Below are 26228 nucleotides of genomic sequence, written 5' to 3'. Positions count from 1 at the left end.
AGGGAATAGTAACCAGAGGGCGCAAGGCTTCCGCCGCGGCGCGAAGCGGGGAAAGACCGTGATGGTTGCCGACGTTGTACGGCACGGCGACCGGGACGGGACGGAGCCGGAAAGGAGACGGACGGCGTGAGCGCAGGTGACGGGGACGGTTGGGTGTTCCTGCCCGACGGAACGCGGCGGTGGGGGCGGTACGGAGCCTCCGGGCTGTTGCTGTGCGGACGGGACGTGGCCGGAATCGGCCACATCCTGTTGCAGCACCGTTCGTGGTGGAGCCACCACGGCAACACCTGGGGACTGCCCGGCGGGGCGCTGGACAGCGGCGAGTCCCCGGTCCAGGGGGCGCTGCGGGAGTTCCGCGAGGAGGTCGCCGGGGAACTGGGCGAGATCACCGTGACCGGCATCCACCGTCAGGAGCACACGGTCTGGCGCTACGACACGGTCCTGGCGCAGGCTGCGGAAAAGCGGGCGTTCTCCCCGGGGAGCGCGGAGAGCGCGGACATCCGGTGGGTCCGGGCCGACCGGGTCGAGAGCCTGCCGCTGCTGCCCGCCTTCCGTCGGATCTGGCCGGAGGCGCGCGCGGCGCTCGAACGGCACCCGGTCCTGGTTGTGGACGCGCACACCGCCAGCGCGCGGCTGGGTGGCGCGCGGGAGTTGCGCGCTTCGCTCGCCGCCCTCGCCCGGCACGGTGTTCCGGGTAGGGCCGTCCCCCAGCACCTGCCGCAGGCACCGTTGCACCGGTGGTTCCCGCGGGTGCTGCTCGCTGTGGACGGCGCCGCGCCGACCGCGCCTCCCGAAGCCGGGGTGGAGGTCGTGACCGGGTACGGCACCAGCTCAGCGGTGGAGAACGCCCTGAACAGCGGCGGTTCCCCGGCGTTGGTGGTCACACGGGATGAGGCCGCCGTGGGCGGCGAGCAGAACGGCGTCCGGGTGCTCCCCCCGGAGTGGCTGCGGGAACTCTCCGTTTCGGACTCCCAGGGCACGTGACCGCACCACGCTGTCCGCCGCGCCCTCGCCACGGGATCGGCTCGCCGGGCACGTGAGAGCGGCGCCAGTCGTTGACCCTGGGAAAGCAATCCCCAATCATGTGGAAAACGAGCGCGTGAGGTGCCGAGCGACGACGTCAGGGGTACATCAGGGGTGTGCCCTGATGCGCTGGTAGCCGCCACCCGGGCACGCTGGTATGACCGGCCCGCCTACCGGACCGGGCTGAGCACCGCTCACGGAATCGAGGAGCAGACATGACGCTGGAGCGCGGCAACGCATTCACTCCCGTCGCCTCGGCGACGATGATCTGGCCCTGGGGGACGGCCACGGCAGCCGGAGCTGTCACCGGTGTCGGGTCCTTCCTGCTGAACCTGTCGCCGAACGTCCTGGAGGCCCTGCTGAACGGGGCGAGCACGGGAATCTTCTTCTTCGCGCTGGTCGGCGGTGCCGTGGCACTGTTCAGCAGCAAGGGCGACCGGCGCGCCCGCCGCTACGCCAGCCAGTACCCGTGGCGGACCGCGATGCCTCCCGCCCTGCTGGGCGCCGCGGGAACGGGCGTCTTCTCCTACGTCTCCACGATCCTCAGCGGACCGCTGCTCACCAGTATCCTGCTGGGATGGATCCCGGCGGCGTTCGTCGGACTGCTGGCCGGCGGGGCGATCTGGGCCATTCTCGGGGTGATCGGGATGGTGGCCGGCGGCCGGAGCCGGTAACTGCCGCGAAGCCACCACCAGACTCTGTGAGCAGGAAGGACGTGGGAACGCCCCACGTGTGAATCCTCACGCCGCGCGGCTGTCCCGGCCCGCGACACTCCGCCTGTTCACGACCCCCGGGTAGGTATCCGCCCCGTAATCTGTGCCATGCTCGACAACGGCGTGGAGGCCGCGCGGAACAACCGCACCCGGCCCGGGTGTTCTAGGCGGCTGCGAACCGAACTCATCACGGGGGACACTCAACCTACCCATGACAGCCAAAGATCGTCAGAAGATGATCGAGCGGGTCCGAGGTCTCCTTCGCATGGCGGAGGACACCTCGGTTACTGATGCCGAGAGCCAGGCATTCACCGCCAAAGCAGCCGAACTCATGACCCGCCACGCCATCGCGGAGGCCGAGGCGCGTGCGCAGCGTGGTGAGGATCCCGAATCCGTCACCCGGATGGACTTCCCCGTCTCCGGCGTGGGCGGACACGGCAAGGCGCGGGTCAAGGCGCTGGCAGGCATCGCCGCGGCGTACGGCTGCCAGTCGGCGGTGCGCGGCAACACCTCCGCCAACACCGAACGTACGCTGATCATCGTGGGCACCGCCACAGCCCTCGACGCGCTGCGGGTGTTGCTCCCCTCGATCACGATGCAGATGGAAGCGTCCGCGAAGTTCACGACACGCAACCACGTGGCGGACCTACGGGAGATGCGCAACTACGACCGGTCGACACTAACCACGGAGCGTAACCGGTTCTACCGTTCGTTCATCCGGGCCTACGGGTACGCGGTGGCGGAGCGCATCCGCGAGTTCCGCAGCCGGCTGCGCGAGGATCCGTCCCAGGCCGGCGCCGACTCCGAGGAGGGCGGCGAGGCCGGCCAGGAGGAGTCGAAACAGGGCGCGGAGGTCGTGTTGCGCACGGATGTGGACCGAGTGCGCGAGGACTTCCAACGGCGGTTCCCGGAACTACCGCAAACCCGGCCGGAGCGTACACACCATCGCGGCGGCGCGCGGGCTGGCTACATCCGCGGACGCCGGGCCGAGTTGGGCTCGGCGGGCACCGCGGTCGGCCAGGGCGGCAATTCCGAACTGTCCGATGGTGAGTGACCTGCCCCAACACACACCTTGTGGATAACTATGTGGACAGGCTGGGGAAATCCGGTGGATAACTTCGCTTTCCCCGGCCACACTTGTGGATAACTGCGGTTCTCACGCTCATTCCGGACCGCTCCGCCCCAGGTACGGCCAGCCCGATTCCGCTACGCTGCCACCCGTATCCACACTGGAATCGCGGAGAGTGGCACACGTCACCAGTGGGAAGGACTGTGGACGTAACGCCTTTCCGCAGGGAGACCCACGATGTCCACAGCCACTCCCCTCACCTCGTTCCGCGGCCAGAGAACAGCGCTACTGAGCACGTACGGCGAGGACGGCACGTCCGTCGACACACCCGTCAACATCGCCCTGGACAACGGCCGCGTCCTCTTCTGCGCCTGGGAGGACTCGGACCGGGCCCAACGGCTGCGCCGGAACCCGGTCGCCGACCTGCGTCCCTGCACCTCGCGCGGACGCCCCTCCGGGAACCCCGTCCACGGCCGGGCGCGGCAGCTGGAGGGTGCCGAGGCCCAACGCGCCGCCCGGATACTCCGACGCCGCCACCCCATGTCACAACGGTGGTCCGCGCCGATCTCCGAACGGCTGCTGCGGTACCGCATGCTGTACTACGCGTTGGCCCCGGACCACGACGAGGAGGTCCAGAGCGTCGAGGGCTGGCCCGACTGAGCGGACCTCCCCGCCCCGGTCCCCCAGCGGCCCGGGGCGGGGAGGTCCGCTCCGGGCACACGGTCGCCGTCGCCGAGGACGGGGCGCCGGTACTCGTACGGCGGGTACGGGAACTCCCGCGCTCCCCGAGAGCGTGTCCGCCCTCACGCCACGCGTAGCGGCATCACCAGGTACCGGAACCGCGAGCGTTCCTCCCCGGCAGCCGGCGGCTCGGAGATCACGGCCGGCTTGGTCGGGGTCGTGAGGTCCAGTCGCACACTGTCGGTGGTGACCGCGCCGAGACCGTCGAGCACGTACTCGGGGTTGAACGCGACCCGCATGGGCTCACCGTCGTAGGTGACCGGTACCGCCTCCCGCGCCTGCGCGTCCTCCCCGGACCCCGCCTCCAGCACGACCTCCTCCGGGGAGAACGACATGCGCAGTGGCGTGCTCCGGTCCGCCACCAGTGCCACCCGCTTCACCCCCTCGGCCAACGACGCGGTGCGCGCCTCGGCACAGGCCGCGATGTCGGTGGGGAAACGGGACGCGTAGGAGACGAACTCGCTGTCGAGCAACCGGCTGGTGGTGTGCCAGCCGCCGTCGGCGAAGCCGATCATTCCCGATCCGCGGGACCGCGTGTCCTCCGCACCACCGCCGCCCGACAGCGCGACGGCGACCGAGGAGTCGGACGACAACGAGCGGACGGCCTCCTGCAGCGAACGGGCGGGAACCAGCGCCGACCCCGTGGACCAGGGGGCCGCGGGACTCCAGGTGAGCTCCCGCATCGCGAGGCGGTAACGGTCGGTGGCGGCCAGGGACAGTTCCTCTCCCGACCAGGAGAGGTGTACGCCGGTGAGCATCGCGAGCGTGTCGTCCCTGCTCGCCGCCGGACGCACCTGGCCCACGGCAGTGGCGAACCCCCCGCCCGTCACGTGCCCCGTAGCGGGCGGCAGCTCCGGCAGCGAGGGATAGTCCGTCACCGGAAGCGTGAGCATCGTGAACTGCGCCCCGCCGGAGGCGAACGTGACCCGGTCGCTCTCGTGGCGCGCGGTCACCGGTCCGGGCGGCACGTTGCGGAGGATGTCCACCAGCAGTTTCCCGGGGACGAGCACCGTACCGCCGCTCTGCGCCTCGACCGTCGCGGTGGCCTGTGCGGACAGGTCGAAGTCGAACGCCGAGGCCCGCAGCTGCGCCGTTCCCGTCCCGGGCAGTTCCAGCTTCATCCCGGCGAGAACCGGCATGGCCGGCCGGCTCGGAAGCGCCCGGGCCGCCCACGAGACCGCCGCCGCCAGTTCGTCCCGGTCCACACGGAATTCCACGTCGCCTCCCCGAGCGCTCGGTACCGATTGCCGGTGTGGCGGTTACCGTACCCAGCGGCTCGGACATTTCAGCTGACGACGCGGCACCGGAGAGGAGATCCCCGGTGCCGCGCGGGGGACGTCGTCGGTTGGCGGCTACTTCTGGTTGGGGCGCAGGGTCCACACCACGGTCATCGATCCGGTCGTGGTCCCGTCCTCCGTCCGGAGGTCGATGTCGACGCCGAACTCGGGCCGCTGACCCGCGTCCAGTTCCGCGACGATGTCCGCGGCAGAGCGGGTCAGCCGGGCTTCGGCGGTGATGTCGCCCATCGCGAGCTTGTGGTAGTGGATCTCGGCTTTCACCGCCAGCGGCACGGCCCGGTCGAGCTGGTCGTTGAACGCGCCGATCACGATCGCGCCGGAGGCGGACTCGGCCAGGGTGAACATCGCGCCGGCGTGCGGCCCGGAAAGGTGGTTGTGGTGCTGCGGGGTGTCCGGAAGGCGCAGCACAGCGCGGTCGTGGTCCAGTTCCACGAACTCCACACCCAGGGTCCGCGCGAACGGGACCGCCGCGAGGAACCCGGACTTCACTGCTTCCGCCGTTTCGGCGTCCATGGTTGCCATGGCCCCACATTACTCACGAGTAACAAAAAATTCCAGGCATCCGGTGGTGGAGGGCACGTCGCCGACGAACACGCCGGAGACGCCCACCACGGCTTCCGGAGGGGGCCGGGTCCTGTTTTTCGGACGCTTGTCCTGCTGCGCGCCGCTCCAGCACACTGCCCCGCAGCGTTCCCGCCGGTCGACGGAGGATCCGCTCCGCCTTCCTTGTCGGCCGTGCCGGGCGGCACCGGAGACGCCGCTCGCGACGAACAGCGTCCAGAAAACAGAGCCTAGTTCCCTTTCCTCCCCAGGACCCGGTTGCGGACACGGCGGCCCTTGCGGACACCACGCGTGAACAGCTCCCCCGCCAACTGGCGGCCCGTGACATCCCGCAACTGCTGGTCCTGGGGGGCGACCTTCTTGGAACCGGCCTTGCCGGTCTTGGTGGACTTCCCGGAAGCGGCGGCGTTCTGCCTCCGTACCGCACCGAGAGCACCCAGGACGGCCTGGGCGGCGGCCTCCGGGGAGAGGGACACGTCGGGATCGGGTGTCCCGGCCCGGTTGCTGGGGTAGTCGCTCAACCGCTCCAGGTCGCCGATGACGTTCACCCCCAGCGCCGAGATCCGCTCCGCCGAGTCCGCACCGAGCTTCGCCGCGCGCTCCAGCGCCCACTCCGGCGTCAGGATCTCCGAGCCCTTCGGCGGCTGGTACGCCACCTTCATCCGCTTCACCGCCCCGTGCCGGATGTAGGTGGAATAGAACGAACCGGGCATCCGCTGGTCCTTGAACTCGCGGTTGAAGCTCCGCAGCATCTCCACCTCCCCGTAGGAGAGGGAGCGGTTGGCCTGCCGGTCGTCGGGCACGAGGAACTCCTCCGGCAGATCCAGCAGGCCCTCGAAGACGCGCAGCAGCATCCCCCGGTCGGAGTCGTCCACGGGGATCACCGTCATGTTCTGCGGCCCGACGGCCTCGGCCCAGCGCTCCACGATGTCGCCCTGCTGGTGGCGCCGCCAGAACATGGAGTTGGGGCGCTCGTGCGGGCGGTTGAACATGATGTCCAACCACTCCTCGTAGGAGGTGCGCAGTCCGTTCTGCACGTACTGCTGCCACTGCGCCGGCAGCACCTTGCCCAGCGGCCGCAGCGTGACCACCACGTGCACCTGCGAGCCGCCGAGATCCTCCACGATGCGGGGAACGTTCTCCGGGGGAGCGTCGGCGAAGAACTCGCTGCTGATGAGGGCACGCTGGTCACCCGCTGCGGTGACCTCGTCCACCAGCCCCTGCCAGTCCTCCTCGTTGGGGGTCGGACCGCCCAGCATCGGAGGGCGCCCCGTCACCGCCTGCACCGGCTTCACCGGAGTGCGCCCCTGGCCGATGTAGGAGACACCCTGTTCCGCCAGACGGGAACGTGCCAGGTTGGCCGCGCCCTGCAGCGCGGTGGTTCCGCTCTTGTGCGGGCCGATGTGCAGGAGCCGCACGTTTCCAGGGAGCGGCGTGATGCCTGACACCATGCGTTTCCTCCGATTGGTTATGGCTTTCGGGAAAAATAATCGAGCACTCACGGATCGACAAACACCGCACTGATATGTAACACAACAATAAAAATTGTTTACGAAGAATAGTGTTGTGTTTTGTCCCCTTCCGCGCTCGTTCCGAGGATACCGGTGTTCGGGAGTGCGTAAGCTGCGACTTCTCCACGCGACGCAGCGTCCTCCCTGGCCACTGGTGGGTCCCTGACCCGTTGTGGTGGGCGGTAGCGACACGGGTCGTGCGGAGCCCGGGGAAGCACCGCCGGGGAGGCGGTCCGGACGGGAGATCCCGCACCGCACGGTCAGGACGAGGCACTCCGCCCTCTTCCCAGGAGCCTCCCGCCCACGCGGCGGGCCCTGCGGAGGCCGCGGGAGAACAGCTCCCGGGCCAGCTCCCGGGCCGGGGTCTCACGCAACCTCCGGTCCCGGCCGGCCCCCGGGCCCGGTCGGGACGGGGCGGGGTCCGGAACGCCGCCTCTCCTGATCGCCCCGACGGCACCCACCAGCGCCTGGGCGGCGGCCTCCGGGGGAACAGCGACGCCGGAGGCCGGCGTTCCGGCCCGGTTGCTGGGGTAGTCGCTCAACCGCTCCAGGTCGCCGATGACGTTCACCCCCAGCGCCGAGATCCGCTCCGCCGAGTCCGCACCGAGCTTCGCCGCGCGCTCCAGCGCCCACTCCGGCGTCAGGATCTCCGAGCCCTTCGGCGGCTGGTACGCCACCTTCATCCGCTTCACCGCCCCGTGCCGGATGTAGGTGGAATAGAACGAAGCCGGCAATCTCCGGGCTTTGAACCCCTTGTTCAGGCCACGCAGCGTCTCCGCCTCCCCGTAGGAGAGGGAGCGGTTGGCATGCCGGTCGTCGGGCACGAGGAAACCCTCCGGCAGGTCCAGCAGGCCCTCGAAGACCCGCAGCAGCATCCCCCGGTCGGAGTCGTCCACGGGGATCACCGTCAGGTTGTCCGCCCCGACGACACCGGCCCAGCGCTCCACGAAGTCCCCCTGCTGGTGACGCTGCCAGAAGTTGGAGTTGGGGCGCTCGTGCGGGCGGTTGAACATGACGTCCAACCACTCCTCGTAGGAAGCGCGGATGCCGTTCTGCACGTACTGCTGCCACTGCGCCGGCAGCACCTTGCCCAGCGGCCGCAGCGTGACCACCACGTGCACTCGTGAACCGCCGAGATCCTCCACGATGCGGGGAATGGTCCCCTCGGTGGCGGCCGCGAAGAACTCGCTGCTGATGAGGGCACGCTGGTCACCCGTCGCTGCGACCTCGTCCACCAGCCCCTGCCAGTCCTCCTCATGGGGCGTCGGACCGCCCAGCATCGGAGGGCGCCCCGTCACCGCCTGCACCGGCCTCGCGGGGTTGCGTCCCTTACCGACGTGAGTGATGCCCTGTTCCGCCAACCGGGGACGCGCCAGGTGGAACGCGCCCTGCAGCGCGGTGGTTCCGCTCTTGTGCGGGCCAACGTGCAGGATCCGCGCGTCCCCGGGGAGCGGAGTGACACCCGACACCATGCGTTTCCTCCGACCAGGTTTCGGATTCGAGAAAAACGATCGAATGTTCATGATCTGTCAGACGTCGCCCTGGCGTAAGGCGCAACACTCCTGTTGTCGTCACACAAAGAAATCGAATGCCACTTTTTGCTTTTCCCCTACCCGCGGGGGTCGACGGAACACGGTTGCCCACCGCCTCCCCGGGGCACGCGCCTCCCACGGCACCGGGGAGAGGACTCCGCCGTCGCGGTACCGGAGAGCCACGCACGCGTCCACCGAACACGACCTAAGCTGCGTGCATGAACGATTGGGACCTGCGCAAACTGCAGGTGCTCCGTGCGCTGGACGAGCACAAGACCGTGCGGGCGGCGGCGGAGTCCCTCCGGATGACCCCCTCGGCCGTCTCGCAGCAGCTCTCCACGCTCGCCCGGCAGACCGGGGTGGACCTGCTGGAGGCCCACGGGCGCCGGGTCCGGCTCACCGAGGCCGCACGGGTACTGCTGCGCCACGCGGACGCCGTCTTCGCCCACCTGGAGCGGGCCGAGGCCGAACTGGCCGGATTCGCCCGGGGGGAGGCCGGAGACGTGCACGTGGGGGCGTTCGCCACGGCGATCCCGAACCTCGTGGTTCCCGCCGCCGCCGAGCTGCACCGCACACACCCCCAGCTGCGGGTCCGCGTCCGCGAGGCGGAGGCCGCCGACGTGTACGACCTGCTGGCCTCCGGTGACGTGGACCTCGCCCTGTCACTGGCCGCGGACACCCCTCCCCCGCGGGACGGGAAGTTCGAACGGATCCCGTTGCTCGCCGATCCCCTGCACGTCGCGCTGCCCGTCAACCACCGGCTCGCGGCGGTGCCCGAGCTGCGGCTCGCCGACCTCGCCGAGGAGCCCTGGATCTTCGGCAGCGACGGCCCGTGGCGGGACATCACCATGACCGCCTGCGTCAACGCCGGGTTCGTACCAGAACAGCGTCACATCGCCACGGACTGGCCCGCGATCCTCTCCCTCGTCGAAGCCGGGATGGGGGTCGCGCTGGTGCCGCGGCTCGTCACGGCGGAACCCGCCCCCGGGGTGGCCGTGCGCGTCCTACGCGCCGACCATCCGCGCCGCCATGTGGTGGCTGCCGTACGCGCCGGAGCGCGGGAACGGCCGCAACTCGCAGAGGTCCTGCGCGCCCTGGAAACCGTCGCGCACCAGAAGAGTAAGTACAACTGAACAGACCACGAAGGAACTTTCGATAGACGTGACGTGTTGGCGGGTGTCACAGTGAAAACCGCAAGCGACAACGCCGAGCACGGAAGCGAGCCATGACCGACCAGTCGAGTGACCCGCACGCCAACGACGCCCAGCCCTACAGCGGCGGCGATCCCTACGCCGACTACCGCGGTGCCGACACCGACTTCACCGCCATGGTGGAGCTGTCCGACCGGCGCCTCGGGGCGGGTGTCGTCGCCGCCAACGACGAGTTCTTCGCCGAACGGGAGAACCTGCTCAACCCGCACGCGCCCGTCTTCGACCCCGAGGCGTTCGGGCACAAGGGCAAGATCATGGACGGCTGGGAGACGCGGCGGCGCCGCGGCCCCAGCGCGGCGGAACCGCACTCGACCCGCGCGGACCACGACTGGGCACTGGTGCGGCTCGGCCTTCCCGGGGTCGTGCGCGGCATCGTCGTGGACACGGCCCACTTCCGCGGCAACTATCCCCAGCAGGTCAGTGTGGAGGCCGCCCACGTCGAGGGGACCCCGTCCCCCGAGGAGCTCCTCAGCGACGAGACCGTCTGGGAGGAGATCGTCAGCCGCACACCCGTGCAGGGGCACGCCGCCAACACCTTCACCGTCACCACCGAGCGGCGGTGGACCCACCTGCGCCTGAAGCAGTACCCCGACGGCGGCATCGCCCGGCTGCGGGTGTACGGGGACGTCATCTGCGACCCCGAGTGGCTCACGCTGCTGGGCACCTTCGACCTGGCCGCCCTGGAGAACGGTGGAGCCACCGAGGCCGCCTCCGACTCGTTCTTCTCCCCCACGAACAACATGATCCTGCCGGGGCGCTCCCGCAAGATGGACGACGGCTGGGAGACGCGGCGGCGCCGCGACACCGGCAACGACTGGGTGCGGCTGCGGCTGACCGACCACAGCCAGCCCCGCGCGATCGAGATCGACACCAGCTACTTCAAGGGCAACGCCGCCGGCTGGATCACCGTCTCCACCTGTGACGCCACCACGGCCGACCCCGAGGACCCCTCCTCCTGGACCGAGATCATCGGCCGCACCCCGCTGCAGCCCGACGCGACCCACCGGTTCCGGGTGGACAACGCCCCAGCCGCCACCCACGCCCGGGTGGACACCTTCCCCGACGGCGGTATCGCCCGGCTGCGTTTCCACGGCAGCCTCACCGACACCGGTGAGCGAAACGTGCGCGAGCGCTGGAACCAGCTGCGGGCGTGACACGACGGGGAGGCCCGGCGGTGCCGCGACGGTCTGCTACGAGACGCCGACCGGCACAACACGGGGCTGCCGGTGCGCGACGCGCGTGGGCGCGCCGGCAGCCCCGCGCCGGGAACGAGCGGAGGGTGTGGGATTCGAACCCACGAAGCCCGATGGACTTGGTGCTTTTCAAGAGCACTGCACTCGGCCGCTGTGCGAACCCTCCTCAGACGGGGCGGGAATCACCCGTCCCCTTCCGGCCCTCATGCTAGCTGACGATTCGCGCCCGTACGGAACGGCGGCGTTCCCGCGGCGGTGCCGCGGCACCGCCGCCGCACCGGGGAGGCGGACAGTCCGCGGTCACTGCGGCCAGGCGAACGCCTCCCCCACGGTGGCGGCGAGCTGCAGGTAGGCGTCCCGCGCTCCGGGGGTCAGCCGTTCCAGGTCGACTTCGGCGCCCTCTTCCAGGTGCTGGTCCCACGGGACCCGGATCACGGAACGGCACCGGCCGGTGAAGTGCTGTTCCAACCGGTCCAGGTCCACGCTGCCCTTGCCGTCGGAACGCACCATGGACAGCACCACGACCGCTCCCCGCACCAGGTAGCCGTACTCGTGGGCCTCCAGCCAGTCCAGCGTGGCGCTGGCACTGCGCGCCCCGTCAACCGACCCCGAACTCACCAGTACCACCTGGTCGGCCAGTCCCAGCACCCCGCGCATCGCCGAGTGCAGCAGGCCGGTCCCGCAGTCGGTCAGGCAGATCGAGTAGAACCGCTCGAGGATGCGCGTGACCTCCCGGTAGTCGTTCTCACTGAACGCTTCGGACACCGCGGGGTCCCGGTCCGAGGCCAGGATCTCCAGCCGGCTCGCGGACTGGGAGGTGAAGCCGCGCATCTCGGCGTAACGCGAGATGACCTCCCGTTCGTTGAGCAGGTCGCGGATGGTGGCGGTCGTCTCCAACCGCACCTTGTCCGACAGGGTGCCCCGGTCGGGGTTGGCGTCCACGGCCAGCACGCGGTCGCCCCGTAGCGAAGCCAGCGTGTTGCCCAGGGCGACCGTGGTGGTGGTCTTGCCCACTCCTCCCTTGAGACTGAGTACCGCCACCCGGTGGTGGCCTCCGACCACGTTCGTCCGCGCGCGTCCGGCCAGGTCCCTGCGGCGGCGCTCGGTGGCCGACTCCCCCGGTGTCACCATCCCCAGGGAAAGCGTGTGCACCGCCTTGCGCCAGCCGCCGCCGGGCTGTTCCCGCTTGCCGCGCACCAGCGAGTCGGGGTCCAGCGCCTCCGCGTTCTCGGCCGGCGCTCCCTGCCCGTGCTGGGCGGGTTGCTGCGCCGCAGGCATGTGGGCCTGGTACTGGAACGGCTGCCCGGGTGCCTGCGGGGGTTGCGGTTGTTGGGGTTGTTCGGGCGGGGCGGGGGGCGGTGGTAGCCCGTCCGGCCCCGGTTGTCTCTGCTGTTGGGAGTAGGGGTTCTGCGGCGGTTGTTGCGGACCAGCCTGCGGAACGTTCCCCCGCGGCGGTTGGGGAGGATGGGGAGGCTGCTGCGGTTGGGACTGGGGGGTCTGCGGAGGCTGCGGCGGCTGCGACTGCGGAGGCTGCTGTGGTTGCGGCGGCTGGGGTTGGGGTTGTTGCGGCTGCGGCGGTTGCTGCGGAGCAGCCTGCGGAACGTTCCCCCACGGCGGTTGGGGAGGATGGGGAGGCTGCTGCGGTTGGGACTGGGGGTTCTGCGGAGGCTGCGGAGCTTGCGGCGGCTGCGACTGCGGAGGCTGCTGTCCGCCCGTAGCCGGATAGGGGTGTTCCGGTGGCGTGTGCGGCGCTCCGCCCCGCGGCCGACCGTGCGACGGTGGCTGGGCCTGGCCACCGCCGGCCGGGTTGGCGTTCCCCGCCGAGTCTGGGGGCGGCTGCTGCCCACTGGCGGGGCGCTGCGCACCGCTGGCGGGGCGTTGAGCGCCACTGGCCGGACGACGCGTACCGCTGTTCCCTCCGCCGTGCCACAGCGCGGCCGGAGGCGTCGCCGGCTGGGCCGGACGCGCCTGCGAGGCACCGGAGGTGTTGTCCATTGGCGGCAGCTGCTCGGGTTCGGGTACGTCACCCTCGTCGCCCGGCTCCTGGGGTCCGCCGTGTCCGGCCTCTCCCGCCGGGAAACGCGCGTCCGGCCGCTGCCCGGCGGAGGCGGAGGGGTCAAAGCCGCGCTCCAGTTGGACCGTCGTTTCCTGGGGCGAGGACACGTCCGGTTGGTCACTCCCGGCGCTCCCGCCGGTGGGCTCCGGGGCGGCGTCCGCTTCGGGGGTGCCCTGCTGCTGTTCCACCTGGGGCTCCGGGGGCCGCGACTGCGGCCACGGCGGCGGAGCAGCCACGGGAGAGTGCTCCACCCCGGACTGGTCAGCGTCCTCGGACGACGGAACGGACGGGACGGAACCAGGGCCCTCATCGGCGGGAACCGGACCGGCGTCCGCTTCGGGAGTACCCTGCTGCTGTTCCACCTGGGGCTCCGGGGGCCGCGACTGCGGCCACGACGGCGGAGCAGCGACAGGAGAGTGCTCCACCCCGGGCGGCGGAGCGGAACCGGCGTCACTCGCCGGTTGCGCGTACGGCGGAGGAGGGGGGATGGCACCGTAGCCGAGCAACGGATCGGCCGACGCCCCCGCATCCTCCCACTCCTGGGCGGCCCCCACGTGCCCGTCCTCGGGAGCGGGTTCCGGCTCCCCCGGAGGCGGGCCGTTGTATGCGGAACCGTCGTGCTCTGTGTGTGCCACCGCGGTTCTCCTCACGACGCGTCGAAGATGTGTGACTTCCTCCCCTCCTCAACGGGAGGGGTTCCCACCCGTTGCGGGGCGGGTTTCTTCCTGCTGCGTTGCCGGTTGCGGACGGGAGAACCCGTACCGGTCTCTCTCACTCCCCGCAGCCGCTGCGCGAGGGTGCCCGTGATCGCGTGGTGAGTGTCCCACCGCCGTACCCCGACCCGTCGCCGGAATGGTCGTCACCGTTCCGTAAGACCGGCCACGCGGGAGGCGTGAGGCCGCCCGCATCCCAACCCGTTCGGATAACCGCAGCTCGCGCGGCAGGGGGGTGCAGCTGGGGTGCGTCGTGGTGGAGGAACGGAAGCGGTGGAACACGACCCACCGCACCGGATCCGGGGAGGACACAGTACCCGCCCGCGCCCCCGGAGCTGTTGCGACCACGGGGCGGTGGGCGCGACGCTGGTGGTGCGACACCGCGAGCCGCAACGGGCGCGCACCTGCGAACGTGCGGTCCGACACCGCCCGCCGCCCGGATACCGGGCGGGCCCGACACATGCACGCAGTCCGCATACCCACCATTCTGCAAGGTGGAGCGAGGGGACGTAAAAACACCGTTCCCCCCAGCGGGATGTCCAGGGGACTTCTGGTGGCGCACCGGAGAACGCCGCCGTTCCCGGCGTGGAGCGGAGCGCCGCCTCGGGGGACCGGGGAACCAGTCCCCGCACGGACACCCCGCCGCCGACGGACCCAGCCGCGCGGCACCACACACCTCGCCCCGCCAACAGCGGTAGCGTTCTTCCCATGCGCGCAATCGTCATCAACGAACCCGGTGATCCCGACGTCCTCGTCCCGACCGACGTCCCCGACCCCGTACCCGGCCCCGGGGAGATCCTCGTCGACGTCGCGGCCACGGCGGTCAACCGGGCCGACCTCAACCAACGCCAGGGCAACTACCCGCCCCCGCCGGGAGCCTCCGAGTACCCCGGTCTGGAATGCTCCGGAAGGATCTCGGCGCTCGGCCCCGGAACCCAGGACTACGGCTGGTCGGTGGGGGACGCGGTGTGCGCACTGCTCAGCGGCGGGGGATACGCCCAGCGCGTCGCGGTTCCCGCCGGACAGCTCCTGCCGATCCCCGAGGGTGTCGGTATGGTCGAGGCGGCGACGCTACCGGAGGTCTCCTGCACCGTGTGGTCCACCGTGTTCCAGGCGGGCGGGCTCTCCTCCGGCGAGACCCTCCTCGTGCACGGGGGCGGGAGCGGAATCGGCACCTTCACCATCCAGCTCGCCCGCGCCCGCGGCGCGCACGTCATCGCGACCGCCGGCAGCGCGGAGAAGCTCGCGCGGTGCCGCGAGCTGGGCGCCGACGTCGGCATCAACTACCGTGAGGAGGACTTCCCCAGCCGCGTCAGAGAAGAGACCGACGGGCGGGGTGCCGACGTCGTCCTGGACATCATGGGTGGCTCGTACCTGGACGCCAACCTCCGCTCACTCGCCACCGGCGGCAGGCTGACCATCATCGGACTGATGGGCGGCCGCAGCGCGGAACTGGACCTCGGGCGCATGCTGGTCAAGCGGCTGTCCGTCCAGGCCACCTCGCTGAGGTCCCGCCCGGTCGACGAGAAGGAACGTATCGTCTCCGGGGTGGTCGCCAACGTGTGGCCACTGGTGGAGGACGGCACGCTGCGTCCCGTGGTGGACCGCACGTTCCCCCTCACCGAGGCGGCCGCCGCGCACCATGCCATGGAGTCGAGCGGGCACGTCGGGAAGATCGCACTCACCGTGGCGTCCCGGTAGGGACCCCGGGAACCGTAGGTAGGAGACCGTTGAGCAACGAACCCAGCACGGGGGAACAGCCGCTTCTGATCGTGGGTTCCGGCGACGAGCAGGAAACCCCGGAACAGCACGAGACCCCGCTCAGCGACATGGTGGAGCAGCCCGCCAAGGTCATGCGTATCGGCAGCATGATCCGCCAGCTCCTCGAGGAGGTGAAGGCGGCCCCGCTGGACGAGGCCGGCCGCGCGCGGCTCCGGGAGATCCACAGCAACTCGGTCCGGGAACTCGAGGACGGGCTGGCACCCGAGCTCGTCGAGGAGCTGGAACGGCTCGCCCTGCCGCTCACGGACGAGTCCACCCCGACCGAGCCGGAGCTGCGGGTGGCCCAGGCCCAGCTGGTGGGGTGGCTGGAAGGGTTGTTCCACGGCATCCAGACGACGCTCTACGCCCAGCAGATGGCGGCCCAGGCCCAGCTGGAGAACGTACGCAACGCCCTGCCCTCCGGGGTGCCGGATCCGCAGGAGGGCCAGGGAACGACGGGTTACACCTCGGGGTCGGGCCCGTACCTGTGACCGCGGCGGGGCCGGGTGTCCGGCGGCGTCGCGCCGTCAGCCCGCGGCGGCGCCCGGGGAGAGCACCTCACGGCCGACGTAGGGACGCAGCGCTTCCGGCACCACGACCGAACCGTCGGCCTGCTGGTGGTTCTCCAGGATGGCGACGATCCAGCGCGTGGTGGCCAGTGTCCCGTTCAGCGTCGCGGCGAACCTCGGCTTGTCCTCCTCGGCGCGGTAACGGATGTTCAGTCTGCGGGCCTGGAAGTCGGTGCAGTTGGACGTGGAGGTCAGCTCCCGGTAGCGCCCCTGCGTCGGGATCCAGGCCTCGCAGTCGTACTTGCGCGCGGCACTCGTTCCGAGGTCGGCGCCCGGGATGTCCACCACCCGGTAGGGAAGCTCGAGCTTGTCCAGCATCGCCCGCTCCCACGCCAGCAGCCGCAGGTGCTCCTCGGCCGCGTGGTCGGGGTGGGCGTAGACGAACATCTCGACCTTGTTGAACTGGTGCACCCGGATGATCCCCCGGGTGTCCTTGCCATAGGAGCCGGCCTCCCTGCGGAAGCACGACGACCAGCCCGAGTAGCGTTTCGGTAGGTCCTCCGGGGCGAGGATCTCCCCCGAGTGGTATCCGGCGAGCGGAACCTCGGACGTGCCCACCAGGTACAGCTCGTCGTCCGGAAGGTGGTACACCTCGTCGGAGTGGGCGCCGAGGAAACCGGTGCCCTCCATGGCCTCCGGTTTCACCAGCACGGGCGGGACCATCGGGGTGAAGCCGCTGGCGGTGGCCTGCTGCATGGCCATGTTCAGCAGCCCCAGCTCCAGCATGGCGCCGACCCCGGTGAGGAAGTAGAACCGCGCACCGGAGACCTTGGCGCCGCGATCCGTATCGATGGCGCCCAGCGCCTCGCCCAGTTCCAGGTGGTCGCGCGGGGTGAAGTCGAACTCGCGCGGCGTCCCGACCTGGTCCATGACGACGACGTCGTCCACACCGCCCTCCGGGACCCCCTCGGCGACGAGGTTGGGGACGGTGGCCAGGAGCTCGTCCAGCTCGGCCCTGAGGCGCTGCTCGTCGGCTTCGGCCGTTTTCACCTCATCGGAGAGGCTCTTGGCCCGCGCCAGCAGCTCGTCCCGCTCCTCCGGGGAGGCGCGGGAGACCTCCTTGCCGACGTTCTTCTGTTCCGCGCGTTTCGTCTCGAAGAGCGACAGCGCGCTACGGCGGCGGGAGTCGACGTCCAGCAGCCGGTCGATGACGGTTTCATCCTCGCCGCGGATCCGCTGCGACGCGCGGAACCGTTCCGGGTTGTCTCGCAGAGCACGAAGGTCGATCACGCTTCGCAGGTTACCGGTGTTGGATACCCGTCAGGCCACCTCGCCGGAACGTATCCGTTCCAACCAGCGTTCCGCCGCCGGGAAGTCGGGGGCGGTGGTACCGCGCAGCGGGGTCACGGCGGGACTTCCGGAGCGGGGGAAGCTCCCCAGGAAACGGACGTCCGCGCAGATCCGGCGCAGCCCCATCAGCGCCTCGCCGACATGGGGGTCGGACACGTGCCCGTCCGCGTCGATGCAGAAACAGTAGCGTCCCAACCCGTCGCCGGTCGGGCGGGACTCCAACCGGGTGAGATTCACGCCCCGCACCGCGAACTGGTTGAGCAGCTCCATGAGGGCGCCGGGACGGTCGTCGTGGGGGAACGCCACCAGGGAGGTGCAGTCGTGGCCGGTCGGCGCGGGAAGCGGCCCCGGCCTGGTGATGCGAACGAACCGGGTGGCGGCGTCCGAGCGGTCCGCTATGCCCTCGGCCAGCGGGGACAGGCCGTAGCGTTCCCCGGCGATACCGGCGGCGATCGCCGCGTCGTAGGCGGACCCCGGTTCCGCGACGGCCTGCGCGGCGGCCGCGGTCGAGGCGAGGGCGCACGCTTCCGCGTCGGGGAGGTTGCGCGTCATCCAGCCGCGGCACTGCGCCAGCGCGTGCGGATGCGTGGCGACCCGTTTCACGTCGGAAAGGCTCGTACCGGGTCGCGCGAACAGGGTGAACGCCACCGGGATCGCCGTCTCCGCGGTGACCAGCAACGGCTCCCCGTTGATGAGCTCGGCCAGGGTGGCGGTCACCCCGCCCTCGACGGAGTTCTCCAGCGGCACGACCCCGCCGTCCACCCCAGCGCTGCGCACCTCCGCGAAGACCGCGTCCACACCGGAGCACGGGACGAGCGCCTCCGCCGGCGCGTCCGGTTCCAGAGTCCGGAGCGCGGCTTCGGTGAACGTCCCCGCCGGGCCGAGGTAGGCGTAACGGTTAGGCATACAACCCCAGGCTATACCCACCGCCGGGACCGTTCCCGTCACGGCGGCACCGTGCGCTGCGACGGATTCCGTGTTGCCGTACGGCTCGGGGCGCCAGGGCCTGTCCGATGGGCGCTGTTCGTCACGAGCTCCGCTCCAGGGCCGCTTGGTACGACCGAGGAGGGAGGCAGAGCGGATCCTCCGCCGAGGAGGACGGGAACGCGGCCAGGCGGGTCACTCGCTCCCGAAGGACGCGCTGTCCTGGGTGTTCGTGTCCTCGGGCTCCGTTACCGGCTCGGTGAGGCAGCTCTCCCCCGGCCCGTGTCCCAGGCGCGCGTTCCGGATGGCCCGGTACTCCTCCGGGGAGAGGCTCTCCTGCGCACGGCCCCGTTCGATGGTCTTGGCATAGCTGCGGGAGTCGGCCCTCCCGTTGATGGCGGTGACAACGACACCGTCCCCCACCGCGTTGAGCAACGCCAGGGAGAAGGACCGGGCCCCGGACAACTCCGCCAGGGCGTCGTAGCGCACCACGGCGACGTCGCGGATGGCCCGGGTGTCGATGCCGCCGTTCTCCGGCAGTGTCTGGTCCGTCAGGGCGCACGACTCGGCGGTGGCCCTACGGCACCGGTGGAGTGCGTACCCACCGAGGGCCAGACCTCCCGCTCCCGCCAGCGCGCCGAGCACGGCCACGATCATAGTCAGCACACGTCGAGCCTAGTAATCACACTGCGCTCACGTCTCGCGACACTCGGCATGGTGCCGTGAGAAAGGTGCTCTGTTCCGGCGAAATACCGACATCCCGCCATGGTGGGGTCGAGCCGCCGTGCCGGGGCCTCTGCTCCGGACGGAGAGCCGCCAGGCGCGGCCGCGGGTCAGGCCGAGGTGGGTGAGCCCGCTGTTCCGGTGCGTTCCGCGACCGAGTCGACGATGGTGAAGACGGCGTTGAGTCCCGTCACATCCACGACCTTTCGCACCGCCGGGGTGAGTGCCGCGAGTTCGAGGTCCCCACCGTTCTCCCGTGCGCGTTTCATAGCCGACAGCAGCGTGCTCATTCCGGTGGAGTCGCAGAATTCCACCCGTGACATGTCCACGACGAGACGGTGGGTTCCGTCGCTGAGCGCGTCCGTGAGCTCGCTGTGTAGCTGCGGTGCCGTATAGAGGTCAATCTCCCCGCGAATTGTGACTATTGATTCACCCGCGTGAGACTGATTTGATATCTTCAACTCCACACCTGCGACTTTAGCTGTTGTGCACCACAACAAGCCACCGCGACAGGGGCATTTTCCAGGAACAGACCCGTGGGCCCCTCCGCGCGGGGCGAGCGCTGCTGCGCCCGCGACGGACGAGCTCCGGCGCCGCGGAGGGGAAGCTCACCCCGACCCGGTGCCGGACCGCGCGGCGGAAAGGACCGCCCGCTCCGCGTCGGCGCCGCCCCCGGCGGGCGCAGCAGCGTGCGCCCCGTCCGCTCCCGCGGTCGCCATCTCCAGTGCCGCCCAGACCGTGGTGGTCCCGTGGTCGGTCTCCGTCCCCCACTTGGTCGCGACACTGCGCACGATTCCCAGCCCGCGGCCGTGCACGGCCGCGCTCGCGGGATGGCCGACCCCGGGCAGGGTCGCGCCCTTGCCGTCCCGCACCGAGATCTCCACACCGGGAACCGCCGTGCCCCCCGGGCCGCCGGCGGTGCGCACCGACCACGCGACATGGACGGAGTCGGCGGGGAACGGAGCGGGAAGAGGGAACGCGTGCCGCAACGCGTTGCTCAGCAGTTCGCTGAGCACGAGCAGGGCGTCATCCACACTCTCCCTGGTGAAACCGGAAGCGCACAGGTCGGAACGGAGGCGCTGGCGCGCGCTGGTGACGCTGGACAGCGCGTACGGCAGCAGTACATCCCTGGACACTCGCATCTCCGTTCCCCGGAAGCCGGTTTCCCTACCCGTCGGCGGACCTCCGAGCATGGGAATCCGCCAGGTCCGGAATGCCCGGAGCGTGTGGCCGAGAAACACCCTCTGACACAAAAATGTCAGTTTTGTCCAATTTGGCCGGATGTGGCCACGTCGCACACCTTTGTCACATGGTTGAGGGCTCCGCCGCGCGCCGCAGCACGAACCGCATCAACGTCCCCGGCTCCCGCGAGTGGGCCGTCACCTCGCCCCCCTGGGCCCGTGCGAGCTGACGCACGATGTAGAGCCCCAGCCCGATACCGCCGAACCGGCGCCGATCCCCGGCCTCCCCCTGCACGAACCGGCCGAAGACACGCTCCTCGTCCCCGGCCGGGATCCCGATCCCCTCGTCCTCGACCGTGACCGCGACGTGCTCCTCCTCCGCAACGGCACGTACGGCCACCTGCCCCCCTCCGGGGGAGTACTTGAACGCGTTCTCCAGCAGCTGGCCCAGCACGACATCGGTAGCCACGGGGTCCCCCACCACCCACGGCAACCGTTCCGGAACCTCCAGCCAGGGGTTGTCGTCCCTACCGGACCACTGGAACGCCCCCGCCGTCTCCCGCAGCTGCCGCCCCAGGTCGAACGGCCCGACACTGGCCGCCAGACCGCGGATACCGGCGTCCGACCCCAGCAACAGGTTCTCCACCAGGTGGGACAGTGTCGCCGAGCGCTCCGCGATCGTCGCGACCGCCGAACGCCTCCCCTGCTCCCCCAGCTGCTCCCAACGCTGCATCAACGTGCTCGCGAACCCCTGGACAGCGGTGATGGGAGTGCGCAACTCGTGGCCGACCGTGGTGAGGAACAGGTCCTTCTCCTCCTCCAGCGCCTTGGCGTCCGAGACGTCCCGGAAATCCACCACGTGCTCGCCCGTCTCCGCGACGGCCGTGCAGAGGATCTCCAGCCAGCGCCCGGAACCGATCCGGTGCCGGATGTGCTGCCCCTGCCGCGCCGGGAGCGGGAACGGTGCCGGCCGCCCGACGACGTCGGCGGCCAGGTAGCCCGTCAGCTCGGCCGCCGACTGGTTCCACTTCCGGATCCGCCCCGCGGCGTCCACGACAGCGATACCGTCGGCGCTGGAGTCGACCACGACGTGTTCGTGCGCCCGCTGGCGGACGATCTCCTGGTAGGCCATCGCGTTACCGAGCGCCACCCCGGCGTGCGCGGCGAGCAGTTCCAACAGCTCCAGCTCGAGGTGGTCGACGGTACGGCTGCTGTAGAGGGCGTACAACGCGCCGTAGGGGCGCCCCCGCACGTTGGACACCCCCAGCGCGATGGTGTGCAGTCCCTGCAGCTCCGCCCAGATCAGGTCGTCGAGGCTCCGCGTCTCGTCGGTCGCGAGCAGGACCGTCCTCCCGCTGCGCAGCAGCTCCCCGAAGAGGCTGGACTCCAGCGGCGCGCTGTAGCCCCGCAGGTGGTCGGAGAGGCGCGTGATACTGACCAGCCGCAGCCGGTCGTCCTCGATGAGCACGAACCCCCCGGCGTCCGCGCCCGTCAGTTCGGTCAGGCTGCCCGTGATCCGGTCCAGGACCGCCTGCAGGTCGAAATCCGCGTTGATGTCGGCGACAACCTCGGTGAGCCGACGCACCAGTCGTGCACGCTCCGTCATCCGGCCCTGGACCTCCGCCTCCTCATCGGCGTACAGCACGCTCGCTCGACCGGCGGTCGCACCGGCAGCGCCCGGCGGACACCCGCGTGTCGTCCCCGGCACCCGCGGCCTCCAGCCATCGCCCGTTTCGATGCCCGTCCGGGCCGCAACGTTCCGCGACGCTGCCGCTTCCCGCGACACCGCCGGCGCCGTCCCGCCAACGCGCGCTTCGCGTGATCCGGGGCGGAAACGTCCCGCCGCTCAGATGACCCGCGGCTCGGAACCGCTCTCGCTGACCATGTCGTATCCGGCGACGTTCCACGCCTGCATACCGCCGGAAACGTTCACCGCCTGCCACCCCGCCTCGTTGAGCGCCTGCACCGCCTGGGCCGAACGGCCGCCGGAGCGGCACACGACATAGACCTGCCGGTCGGAGGGGACCTCACCCGCGCGCTGCCTGAGCTCGTGCAACGGCATGTGCACGGCCCGCGGCGCGTGACCGGCCGTCCACTCGTCCTGTTCCCGGACATCGAGCAGGTACGCCTCCGACGGAACCGCGCTGACCTCGACAGCCGGCGCACTCTCAGCAAACAATCGAAAACCTCTCAGCGTGACGTCGCGTGCCGTTGTCGTCATCCCTCGGGAACCCACAAGCCGTTTCCCGCGTCAAACAGGGTATGCGCACGCGCACTTCAGCGACGGTACTGACCCGCATGGCACCACTCGCTCTGGCGCTGTCCGCCACCGCGGCCTGCGCCGGCGGCGAACCCGCGTCCCCCGCATCCGACGACAGCGTCTCACCGACACACAGCACCACCGAGCCGTCCCCCTCCACCAGCGACTCCCCGACAGCACCGGCGCCCACCGACGACACCACCTCATCCGCCGGCGACGGAACACCGCCCACGGACGCCCCCGACGATCCCGAAACGCGGTTGACCATCACCGTTACCGGCGGCGACCGCTCCGGGGCCGAGTGGACACTCACGTGCGGGCCCGCCGGCGGCGACCACCCCGACAGCGCGGCCGCCTGCGAGGAACTGGCCGAGTTGTCCCCTGAGGCGTTCGCGGAGGTACCGGAGGACCAGCCCTGCACGCACATCCACGGCGGCCCCGAGGCCGCGGAGGTGAGCGGCACGATGGACGGAACCGAGATCGACACCGAATTCAACAAGTCCGGCGGTTGTGAGATGGAGCGCTACGAGAACCTCGGTCCGGTCCTGGAGCCGTGAGGCCGCACGTCCGCCGGTGTCCGCCGGCGGACGTGAGCGACGCCACGGACCCCCGCGTCCCGCAGTGCCAGGCGGCCGAGCACGGGGAGAGGCGTTTCACACCAACAAGGACGGTCGCGCGGAATGACACCGGCCGCCCCATCGCGTTGTCGGTGGCTGTTGTCCGCCCTTTGGGGTTCTGTACGACCGTCTTTGGAGCGTTGTTGCCCCTTGCTTTGCTCGCCCTGGCGATCGGCGCTTTCAGCATCGGCACCACCGAGTTCGTCGCGATGGGAATCCTGCCCGACGTAGCCCGGACGTTCGGTGTGTCCATCCCGGCCGCCGGGCACATGATCTCTGGTTACGCCATCGGGGTCGTGATCGGTGTACCGCTGCTCACCGCGGTGGGAACCCGGCTCGACCGCAAACGGATGCTTCTCGCGCTGACAGCGGTGTTCACCGTGGGCAACCTCGCCTCGGCCCTCGCACCGTCCTTCGAGTTCCTACTGGCCTCCCGCGTCCTCACCGCCCTGCCGCACGGCGCGTTCTTCGGGACCGGAGCCATCGTGGCCGCCTCGCTCGTTCCCGTCACCAAACGGGCCCGGGCCATCTCGCTGATGCTGGTCGGACTCAGCGTCGCCAACGTCGTCGGCGTCCCGGCCGCCACGTTCGCCGCCCAAGCACTGGGATGGCGCAGCACCTTCCTGCTCATCGCCGGATTCGGCGCGTTGACGCTGTTCGCCCTCGCGCGGCTGGTCCCGGACCAGCAGACACGGGCGGAATCCTCGATGCGTTCGGAACTGGGCGCGCTCGCCCGGGGCCAGGTGTGGCTCGCCCTGGCGATCGGCGCCGTCGGCTGCGGAGGGATGTTCGCCACCTACAGCTACATCTCCCCGATCATGACCGACGTCACCGGATTCAGCGCGGCCGCGGTACCGGTGATGCTGGCCGTCTACGGAGCCGGCATGACCGCGGGAATGCTGGTCGGCGGGCGCGCCGCCGACCGGGCGCTCCTTCCCAGCATCTACCTCGGTCTGGGAACCATCGCGCTGACCCTGCTCGCGGTGTTCGCGCTGGTGCAGTTCAAGCTCGCCGCCGTGGTGCTGATGTTCCTGCTGGGTTTCGCGAGCAACGCGCTGGTCCCGGCGTTGCAGATGCGGCTGATGAACGCCGCGGCCGACGCTCCCTCGCTGGCGGCCGGCCTGAACCACGCGGCGTTGAACGTCGCCAACGCGGCGGGTGCCTGGCTCGGCGGCGCGGTCATCGCGGCCGGCTACGGGCTGACCGCACCGAGTCTCACGGGCGCGGGCCTCGCCGTCGTGGGGCTGGGGCTGGCGGGCGCCTCGGGCGTGCTCGAACGCCGCGGCCGCCCGGTCCAGGCGGCGGTGGAAACTCCACAGCCCGGATCCGAGGTACCAGCCGAACACGAGGAGCCGGCCCCCGTGGCGGCCGCCTGACCGCGGTCGGCCGCCACGGGCACGGCCCGTCCTAGCCGGGCACGGTCCAGAACGCCAGTTCGTGCCGCATGCCCTGCAGGAACAGCTCCCGCGCCCGTTCCTCCGGCGGGCCGGCCTCGTCGAGCATCCGCGCGCACCGGCGGGTCAGTTCCGCGAACCCCGCGTCCGCGTAGGTCGCGATCCACTTCCGGTACCGCGGGTCGGGAGGGGAGTACTCGGCGAGTTCGGATCCCAGCGTGGAGTAGCCCCACATACAGGGGTACATGGCCGCCAGCCCCTCGCCGTAGTCGGCCGCCGCGTCCAGGAGCCACGAGGTGTAGGCGGCGCAGGCGGGGCCCTTCACCGCCCCCTCGAGGTCGGCGCCGAACTCCGCGGCCAGGGAGCGGTGCAGTTCCAGTTCCTCGTGCAGGGTGGAATGGGCGAGGTCGACGAGCTCTCCCACGTGGTGCTCCGGCGCCTGCCACGCCAACCGGGAGAAGACGCGGACGTAGTCGCGCAGGTAGAGGTAGTCCTGTTCCAGCCAGGAACGGAACACGCCCTCGTCCAGTCGCCCCGAGGCGATTCCGGCCACGGTGGGGTGGGCGAGCTGTTCGCGTACCAGCGGCCAGCCGGCCTCGTGCAGGTGTTCACTCAGTTTCACCCCACCACCGTGGCAGATGTCACACCACGCACCGCAGGGGGTGCCCCTCGGGGAGCGCACACGAAAAAACTCCCGCCCCGGACGGGGGCGGGAGTTCACATCCGCCGGGAACCGGCCGAAACCGGTCCTCTGTGTGGGCGAGGAGGGATTTGAACCCTCATGTCCTTGCGGACACACGGACCTGAACCGTGCGCGTCTACCTTTCCGCCACCCGCCCGAGTGACATGCGCCTCAGTCGTCCGAAGCGACGAACCGGTGCCGGTACGCTGTTCCCGGCCCTTCCGCCCGGCGACACACACAACAGTAACACGCATGCGGACCCGTTCGCGCACCGTTTCGGTTGCCACCCCCACCCGAGCGGCGACCGACACGGAGGGCCGAGGCGGCACCGACCGGACCCTCGATGGAGGCGTACATGAAACCACGGGTGCTACGACGCGGTTACGATCGGCTGTACACCAGAGTGGACGCAAGGGAGGTACCTCGTGGGAGTGCTCCAACGCTTCGAGCGACGGCTTGAAGGCATCATCGAAGGCACCTTCGCGCGGGCCTTCAAATCGGAGCTTCAGCCCGTCGAGGTCGCGAGCGCTGTCCAGCGGGAGATGGACGAACGCGCGGCGATCGTCGCACAGGGGCGGACACTGGTCCCCAACGACTTCGTTGTGGAGCTCTCCGGGGAGGACCGGGAACGACTGGAGGTCTACGCGGACAGCCTCGGGCAGGAGCTGTCCAAGCTCGCCCGGGACTACGCGACGGAGCAGGGGTACTCGTTCGTGGGCCCGGTCCGCGTCCACTTCCAGGCCGAGGAGGGTCTGCAGACCGGGCGGTTCCGTATCCGTTCGGGGGTCATCCGCGGCTCCACGGTGGAGAGCGGCGAGATCAGGCAACCCGTGAGCGACCAGCCGCGCGGTGAGCAGAGCGTCCCGGGCCAGCCGCGACTGCTGATCTCGCCCGGGGGAGCGACGACGGAGGGCGCCACCGCGAGCCACGGCCAGCAGCAGGCGTTCGAGCTCAACACCCAGGTGACGCTGCTGGGACGCGGCACCGACTGCGACCTGCGGCTCGTGGACAACGGGGTCTCCCGCCACCACGCCGAGATCCGGGTGGAGGACAACGATGCCTCCCTGGTCGACCTCGGCTCCACCAACGGCACCTTCGTCAACGGCGAGCAGGTCCAGCGGGTGCGCCTGGTGGACGGGACCAGGATCAGCCTCGGACGGACCACGATGACGTTCCGACGTGACTGACGCGGCCATGCAACCGGTG

The 26228-nt window shown here is 70.5% G+C and carries 23 protein-coding genes, 2 tRNA genes and 1 pseudogene; 11 read left to right on the top strand and 15 right to left on the bottom strand.

Features of this window, described 5'->3' with window-relative positions:
- Window positions 1-126: 126 nt before the first annotated feature.
- From FHX37_RS19665 to FHX37_RS19650, 4 genes are all read left to right on the top strand, one after another.
- On the top strand, window positions 127-984 hold the full coding sequence (locus tag FHX37_RS19665; RefSeq protein WP_141925686.1) for an NUDIX hydrolase: 858 nt from the start codon (window positions 127-129) through the stop codon (window positions 982-984).
- A 254-nt stretch (window positions 985-1238) separates the two neighbouring features.
- Window positions 1239-1697, top strand: a complete 459-nt coding sequence (locus tag FHX37_RS19660) for a hypothetical protein (RefSeq protein ID WP_141925685.1) — start codon at window positions 1239-1241, stop codon at window positions 1695-1697.
- A gap of 250 nt (window positions 1698-1947) precedes the next feature.
- Entirely contained in the window at window positions 1948-2790 is an 843-nt protein-coding gene (locus FHX37_RS19655; RefSeq protein WP_141925684.1) for a DUF2786 domain-containing protein, read from the top strand.
- A 252-nt stretch (window positions 2791-3042) separates the two neighbouring features.
- Window positions 3043-3465, top strand: coding sequence for a PPOX class F420-dependent oxidoreductase (locus FHX37_RS19650; RefSeq protein WP_141925683.1), 423 nt, complete (start codon window positions 3043-3045; stop codon window positions 3463-3465).
- 143 nt (window positions 3466-3608) lie between these two features.
- Here the strand turns inward: FHX37_RS19650 and dnaN are convergent, their stop codons facing one another.
- The 4 genes from dnaN to FHX37_RS19630 form a co-directional block, all read right to left on the bottom strand.
- Window positions 3609-4763 (bottom strand): DNA polymerase III subunit beta, encoded by a 1155-nt coding sequence (gene dnaN / locus FHX37_RS19645; RefSeq protein ID WP_141925682.1) that lies wholly within the window; start codon window positions 4761-4763, stop codon window positions 3609-3611.
- A gap of 135 nt (window positions 4764-4898) precedes the next feature.
- Window positions 4899-5366 carry a DUF4442 domain-containing protein gene (locus tag FHX37_RS19640; RefSeq protein WP_141925681.1) on the bottom strand — a complete coding sequence of 156 codons (468 nt, stop codon included), beginning with the start codon at window positions 5364-5366 and terminating at the stop codon, window positions 4899-4901.
- 269 nt (window positions 5367-5635) lie between these two features.
- Complete coding sequence (locus FHX37_RS19635; RefSeq protein ID WP_141925680.1) at window positions 5636-6856, bottom strand: hypothetical protein; 1221 nt, start codon at window positions 6854-6856, stop codon at window positions 5636-5638.
- Window positions 6857-7176: 320 nt separating this feature from the next.
- Window positions 7177-8388, bottom strand: coding sequence for a hypothetical protein (locus FHX37_RS19630; protein ID WP_141925679.1), 1212 nt, complete (start codon window positions 8386-8388; stop codon window positions 7177-7179).
- Between the two features lie 278 nt (window positions 8389-8666).
- Between FHX37_RS19630 and FHX37_RS19625 the strand changes: the two genes are divergently transcribed.
- A complete protein-coding gene (locus tag FHX37_RS19625) occupies window positions 8667-9581 on the top strand; it encodes a LysR family transcriptional regulator (RefSeq protein ID WP_141925678.1) in 915 nt (304 codons plus the stop codon).
- A 92-nt stretch (window positions 9582-9673) separates the two neighbouring features.
- Window positions 9674-10813, top strand: a complete 1140-nt coding sequence (gene alc, locus FHX37_RS19620) for an allantoicase (RefSeq protein ID WP_141925677.1) — start codon at window positions 9674-9676, stop codon at window positions 10811-10813.
- Between the two features lie 119 nt (window positions 10814-10932).
- On the opposite strand, the gene FHX37_RS19615 is transcribed toward alc, so the two are convergent.
- Window positions 10933-11018 (bottom strand) — tRNA-Ser (locus FHX37_RS19615).
- A gap of 134 nt (window positions 11019-11152) precedes the next feature.
- Window positions 11153-12058, bottom strand: a pseudogene (locus FHX37_RS24245) (nucleotide-binding protein); the annotation flags it as partial.
- A 2271-nt stretch (window positions 12059-14329) separates the two neighbouring features.
- Between FHX37_RS24245 and FHX37_RS19605 the strand changes: the two are divergent.
- Both FHX37_RS19605 and FHX37_RS19600 read left to right on the top strand, forming a co-directional pair.
- Window positions 14330-15322, top strand: coding sequence for an NAD(P)H-quinone oxidoreductase (locus FHX37_RS19605; RefSeq protein WP_141925676.1), 993 nt, complete (start codon window positions 14330-14332; stop codon window positions 15320-15322).
- Between the two features lie 29 nt (window positions 15323-15351).
- Entirely contained in the window at window positions 15352-15873 is a 522-nt protein-coding gene (locus tag FHX37_RS19600; protein WP_141925675.1) for a bacterial proteasome activator family protein, read from the top strand.
- A gap of 36 nt (window positions 15874-15909) precedes the next feature.
- Here FHX37_RS19600 and serS read toward each other — a convergent pair whose 3' ends face one another.
- From serS to FHX37_RS19565, 7 genes are all read right to left on the bottom strand, one after another.
- Window positions 15910-17181: a serine--tRNA ligase gene (gene serS, locus FHX37_RS19595; protein ID WP_141925674.1), complete on the bottom strand. Its 1272-nt coding sequence runs from the start codon at window positions 17179-17181 to the stop codon at window positions 15910-15912.
- 30 nt (window positions 17182-17211) lie between these two features.
- Window positions 17212-18147, bottom strand: a complete 936-nt coding sequence (gene pheA / locus FHX37_RS19590) for a prephenate dehydratase (RefSeq protein ID WP_141925673.1) — start codon at window positions 18145-18147, stop codon at window positions 17212-17214.
- A gap of 213 nt (window positions 18148-18360) precedes the next feature.
- The gene (locus FHX37_RS19585; RefSeq protein ID WP_211351988.1) at window positions 18361-18822 is read right to left on the bottom strand and encodes a DUF4446 family protein; all 462 of its coding nucleotides are present in this window, start codon (window positions 18820-18822) and stop codon (window positions 18361-18363) included.
- Window positions 18823-18998: 176 nt separating this feature from the next.
- The gene (locus FHX37_RS19580; RefSeq protein WP_141925672.1) at window positions 18999-19355 is read right to left on the bottom strand and encodes an STAS domain-containing protein; all 357 of its coding nucleotides are present in this window, start codon (window positions 19353-19355) and stop codon (window positions 18999-19001) included.
- 141 nt (window positions 19356-19496) lie between these two features.
- Complete coding sequence (locus FHX37_RS19575; protein WP_394344521.1) at window positions 19497-20030, bottom strand: ATP-binding protein; 534 nt, start codon at window positions 20028-20030, stop codon at window positions 19497-19499.
- 163 nt (window positions 20031-20193) lie between these two features.
- Window positions 20194-21714 (bottom strand): sensor histidine kinase, encoded by a 1521-nt coding sequence (locus tag FHX37_RS19570; RefSeq protein ID WP_246062449.1) that lies wholly within the window; start codon window positions 21712-21714, stop codon window positions 20194-20196.
- Window positions 21715-21915: 201 nt separating this feature from the next.
- Window positions 21916-22248 carry a rhodanese-like domain-containing protein gene (locus FHX37_RS19565; protein ID WP_141925671.1) on the bottom strand — a complete coding sequence of 111 codons (333 nt, stop codon included), beginning with the start codon at window positions 22246-22248 and terminating at the stop codon, window positions 21916-21918.
- Window positions 22249-22331: 83 nt separating this feature from the next.
- On the opposite strand from FHX37_RS19565, the gene FHX37_RS19560 reads away from it, so the two are divergent.
- Both FHX37_RS19560 and FHX37_RS19555 read left to right on the top strand, forming a co-directional pair.
- A complete protein-coding gene (locus tag FHX37_RS19560; protein ID WP_141925670.1) occupies window positions 22332-22886 on the top strand; it encodes an SSI family serine proteinase inhibitor in 555 nt (184 codons plus the stop codon).
- Window positions 22887-23089: 203 nt separating this feature from the next.
- Window positions 23090-24322, top strand: coding sequence for an MFS transporter (locus FHX37_RS19555; protein ID WP_141925669.1), 1233 nt, complete (start codon window positions 23090-23092; stop codon window positions 24320-24322).
- Window positions 24323-24353: 31 nt separating this feature from the next.
- On the opposite strand, the gene FHX37_RS19550 is transcribed toward FHX37_RS19555, so the two are convergent.
- Together FHX37_RS19550 and FHX37_RS19545 are read right to left on the bottom strand one after the other, a co-directional pair.
- A complete protein-coding gene (locus tag FHX37_RS19550; RefSeq protein WP_141925668.1) occupies window positions 24354-24962 on the bottom strand; it encodes a TenA family protein in 609 nt (202 codons plus the stop codon).
- Between the two features lie 134 nt (window positions 24963-25096).
- A tRNA-Leu gene (locus FHX37_RS19545) sits at window positions 25097-25179 on the bottom strand.
- A gap of 268 nt (window positions 25180-25447) precedes the next feature.
- On the opposite strand from FHX37_RS19545, the gene FHX37_RS19540 reads away from it, so the two are divergent.
- Window positions 25448-26209, top strand: coding sequence for an FhaA domain-containing protein (locus FHX37_RS19540; protein WP_246062448.1), 762 nt, complete (start codon window positions 25448-25450; stop codon window positions 26207-26209).
- Window positions 26210-26228 lie beyond the last annotated feature (19 nt).

Source organism: Haloactinospora alba (assembly GCF_006717075.1).
In the GTDB taxonomy this organism is placed as follows: Bacteria; Actinomycetota; Actinomycetes; order Streptosporangiales; family Streptosporangiaceae; genus Haloactinospora; species Haloactinospora alba.
Note: the sequence above shows the minus strand (reverse complement) of the source record. Positions and strands in the feature narration are given on the sequence as shown.

Excerpts from the sequence above, each read along its gene's own strand:
- FHX37_RS19650 (WP_141925683.1), top strand. The coding sequence starts at position 3,043 with ATGTCCACAGCCACTCCCCTCACCTCGTTCCGCGGCCAGAGAACAGCG.
- FHX37_RS19640 (WP_141925681.1), bottom strand. The coding sequence starts at position 5,366 with ATGGCAACCATGGACGCCGAAACGGCGGAAGCAGTGAAGTCCGGGTTC.
- FHX37_RS19630 (WP_141925679.1), bottom strand. The coding sequence starts at position 8,388 with ATGGTGTCGGGTGTCACTCCGCTCCCCGGGGACGCGCGGATCCTGCAC.
- FHX37_RS19660 (WP_141925685.1), top strand. The coding sequence starts at position 1,239 with ATGACGCTGGAGCGCGGCAACGCATTCACTCCCGTCGCCTCGGCGACG.
- alc (WP_141925677.1), top strand. The coding sequence starts at position 9,674 with ATGACCGACCAGTCGAGTGACCCGCACGCCAACGACGCCCAGCCCTAC.
- FHX37_RS19560 (WP_141925670.1), top strand. The coding sequence starts at position 22,332 with ATGCGCACGCGCACTTCAGCGACGGTACTGACCCGCATGGCACCACTC.
- FHX37_RS19585 (WP_211351988.1), bottom strand. The coding sequence starts at position 18,822 with ATGATCGTGGCCGTGCTCGGCGCGCTGGCGGGAGCGGGAGGTCTGGCC.
- FHX37_RS19635 (WP_141925680.1), bottom strand. The coding sequence starts at position 6,856 with ATGGTGTCAGGCATCACGCCGCTCCCTGGAAACGTGCGGCTCCTGCAC.
- FHX37_RS19575 (WP_394344521.1), bottom strand. The coding sequence starts at position 20,030 with ATGCGAGTGTCCAGGGATGTACTGCTGCCGTACGCGCTGTCCAGCGTC.
- FHX37_RS19655 (WP_141925684.1), top strand. The coding sequence starts at position 1,948 with ATGACAGCCAAAGATCGTCAGAAGATGATCGAGCGGGTCCGAGGTCTC.
- FHX37_RS19605 (WP_141925676.1), top strand. The coding sequence starts at position 14,330 with ATGCGCGCAATCGTCATCAACGAACCCGGTGATCCCGACGTCCTCGTC.
- FHX37_RS19625 (WP_141925678.1), top strand. The coding sequence starts at position 8,667 with ATGAACGATTGGGACCTGCGCAAACTGCAGGTGCTCCGTGCGCTGGAC.
- pheA (WP_141925673.1), bottom strand. The coding sequence starts at position 18,147 with ATGCCTAACCGTTACGCCTACCTCGGCCCGGCGGGGACGTTCACCGAA.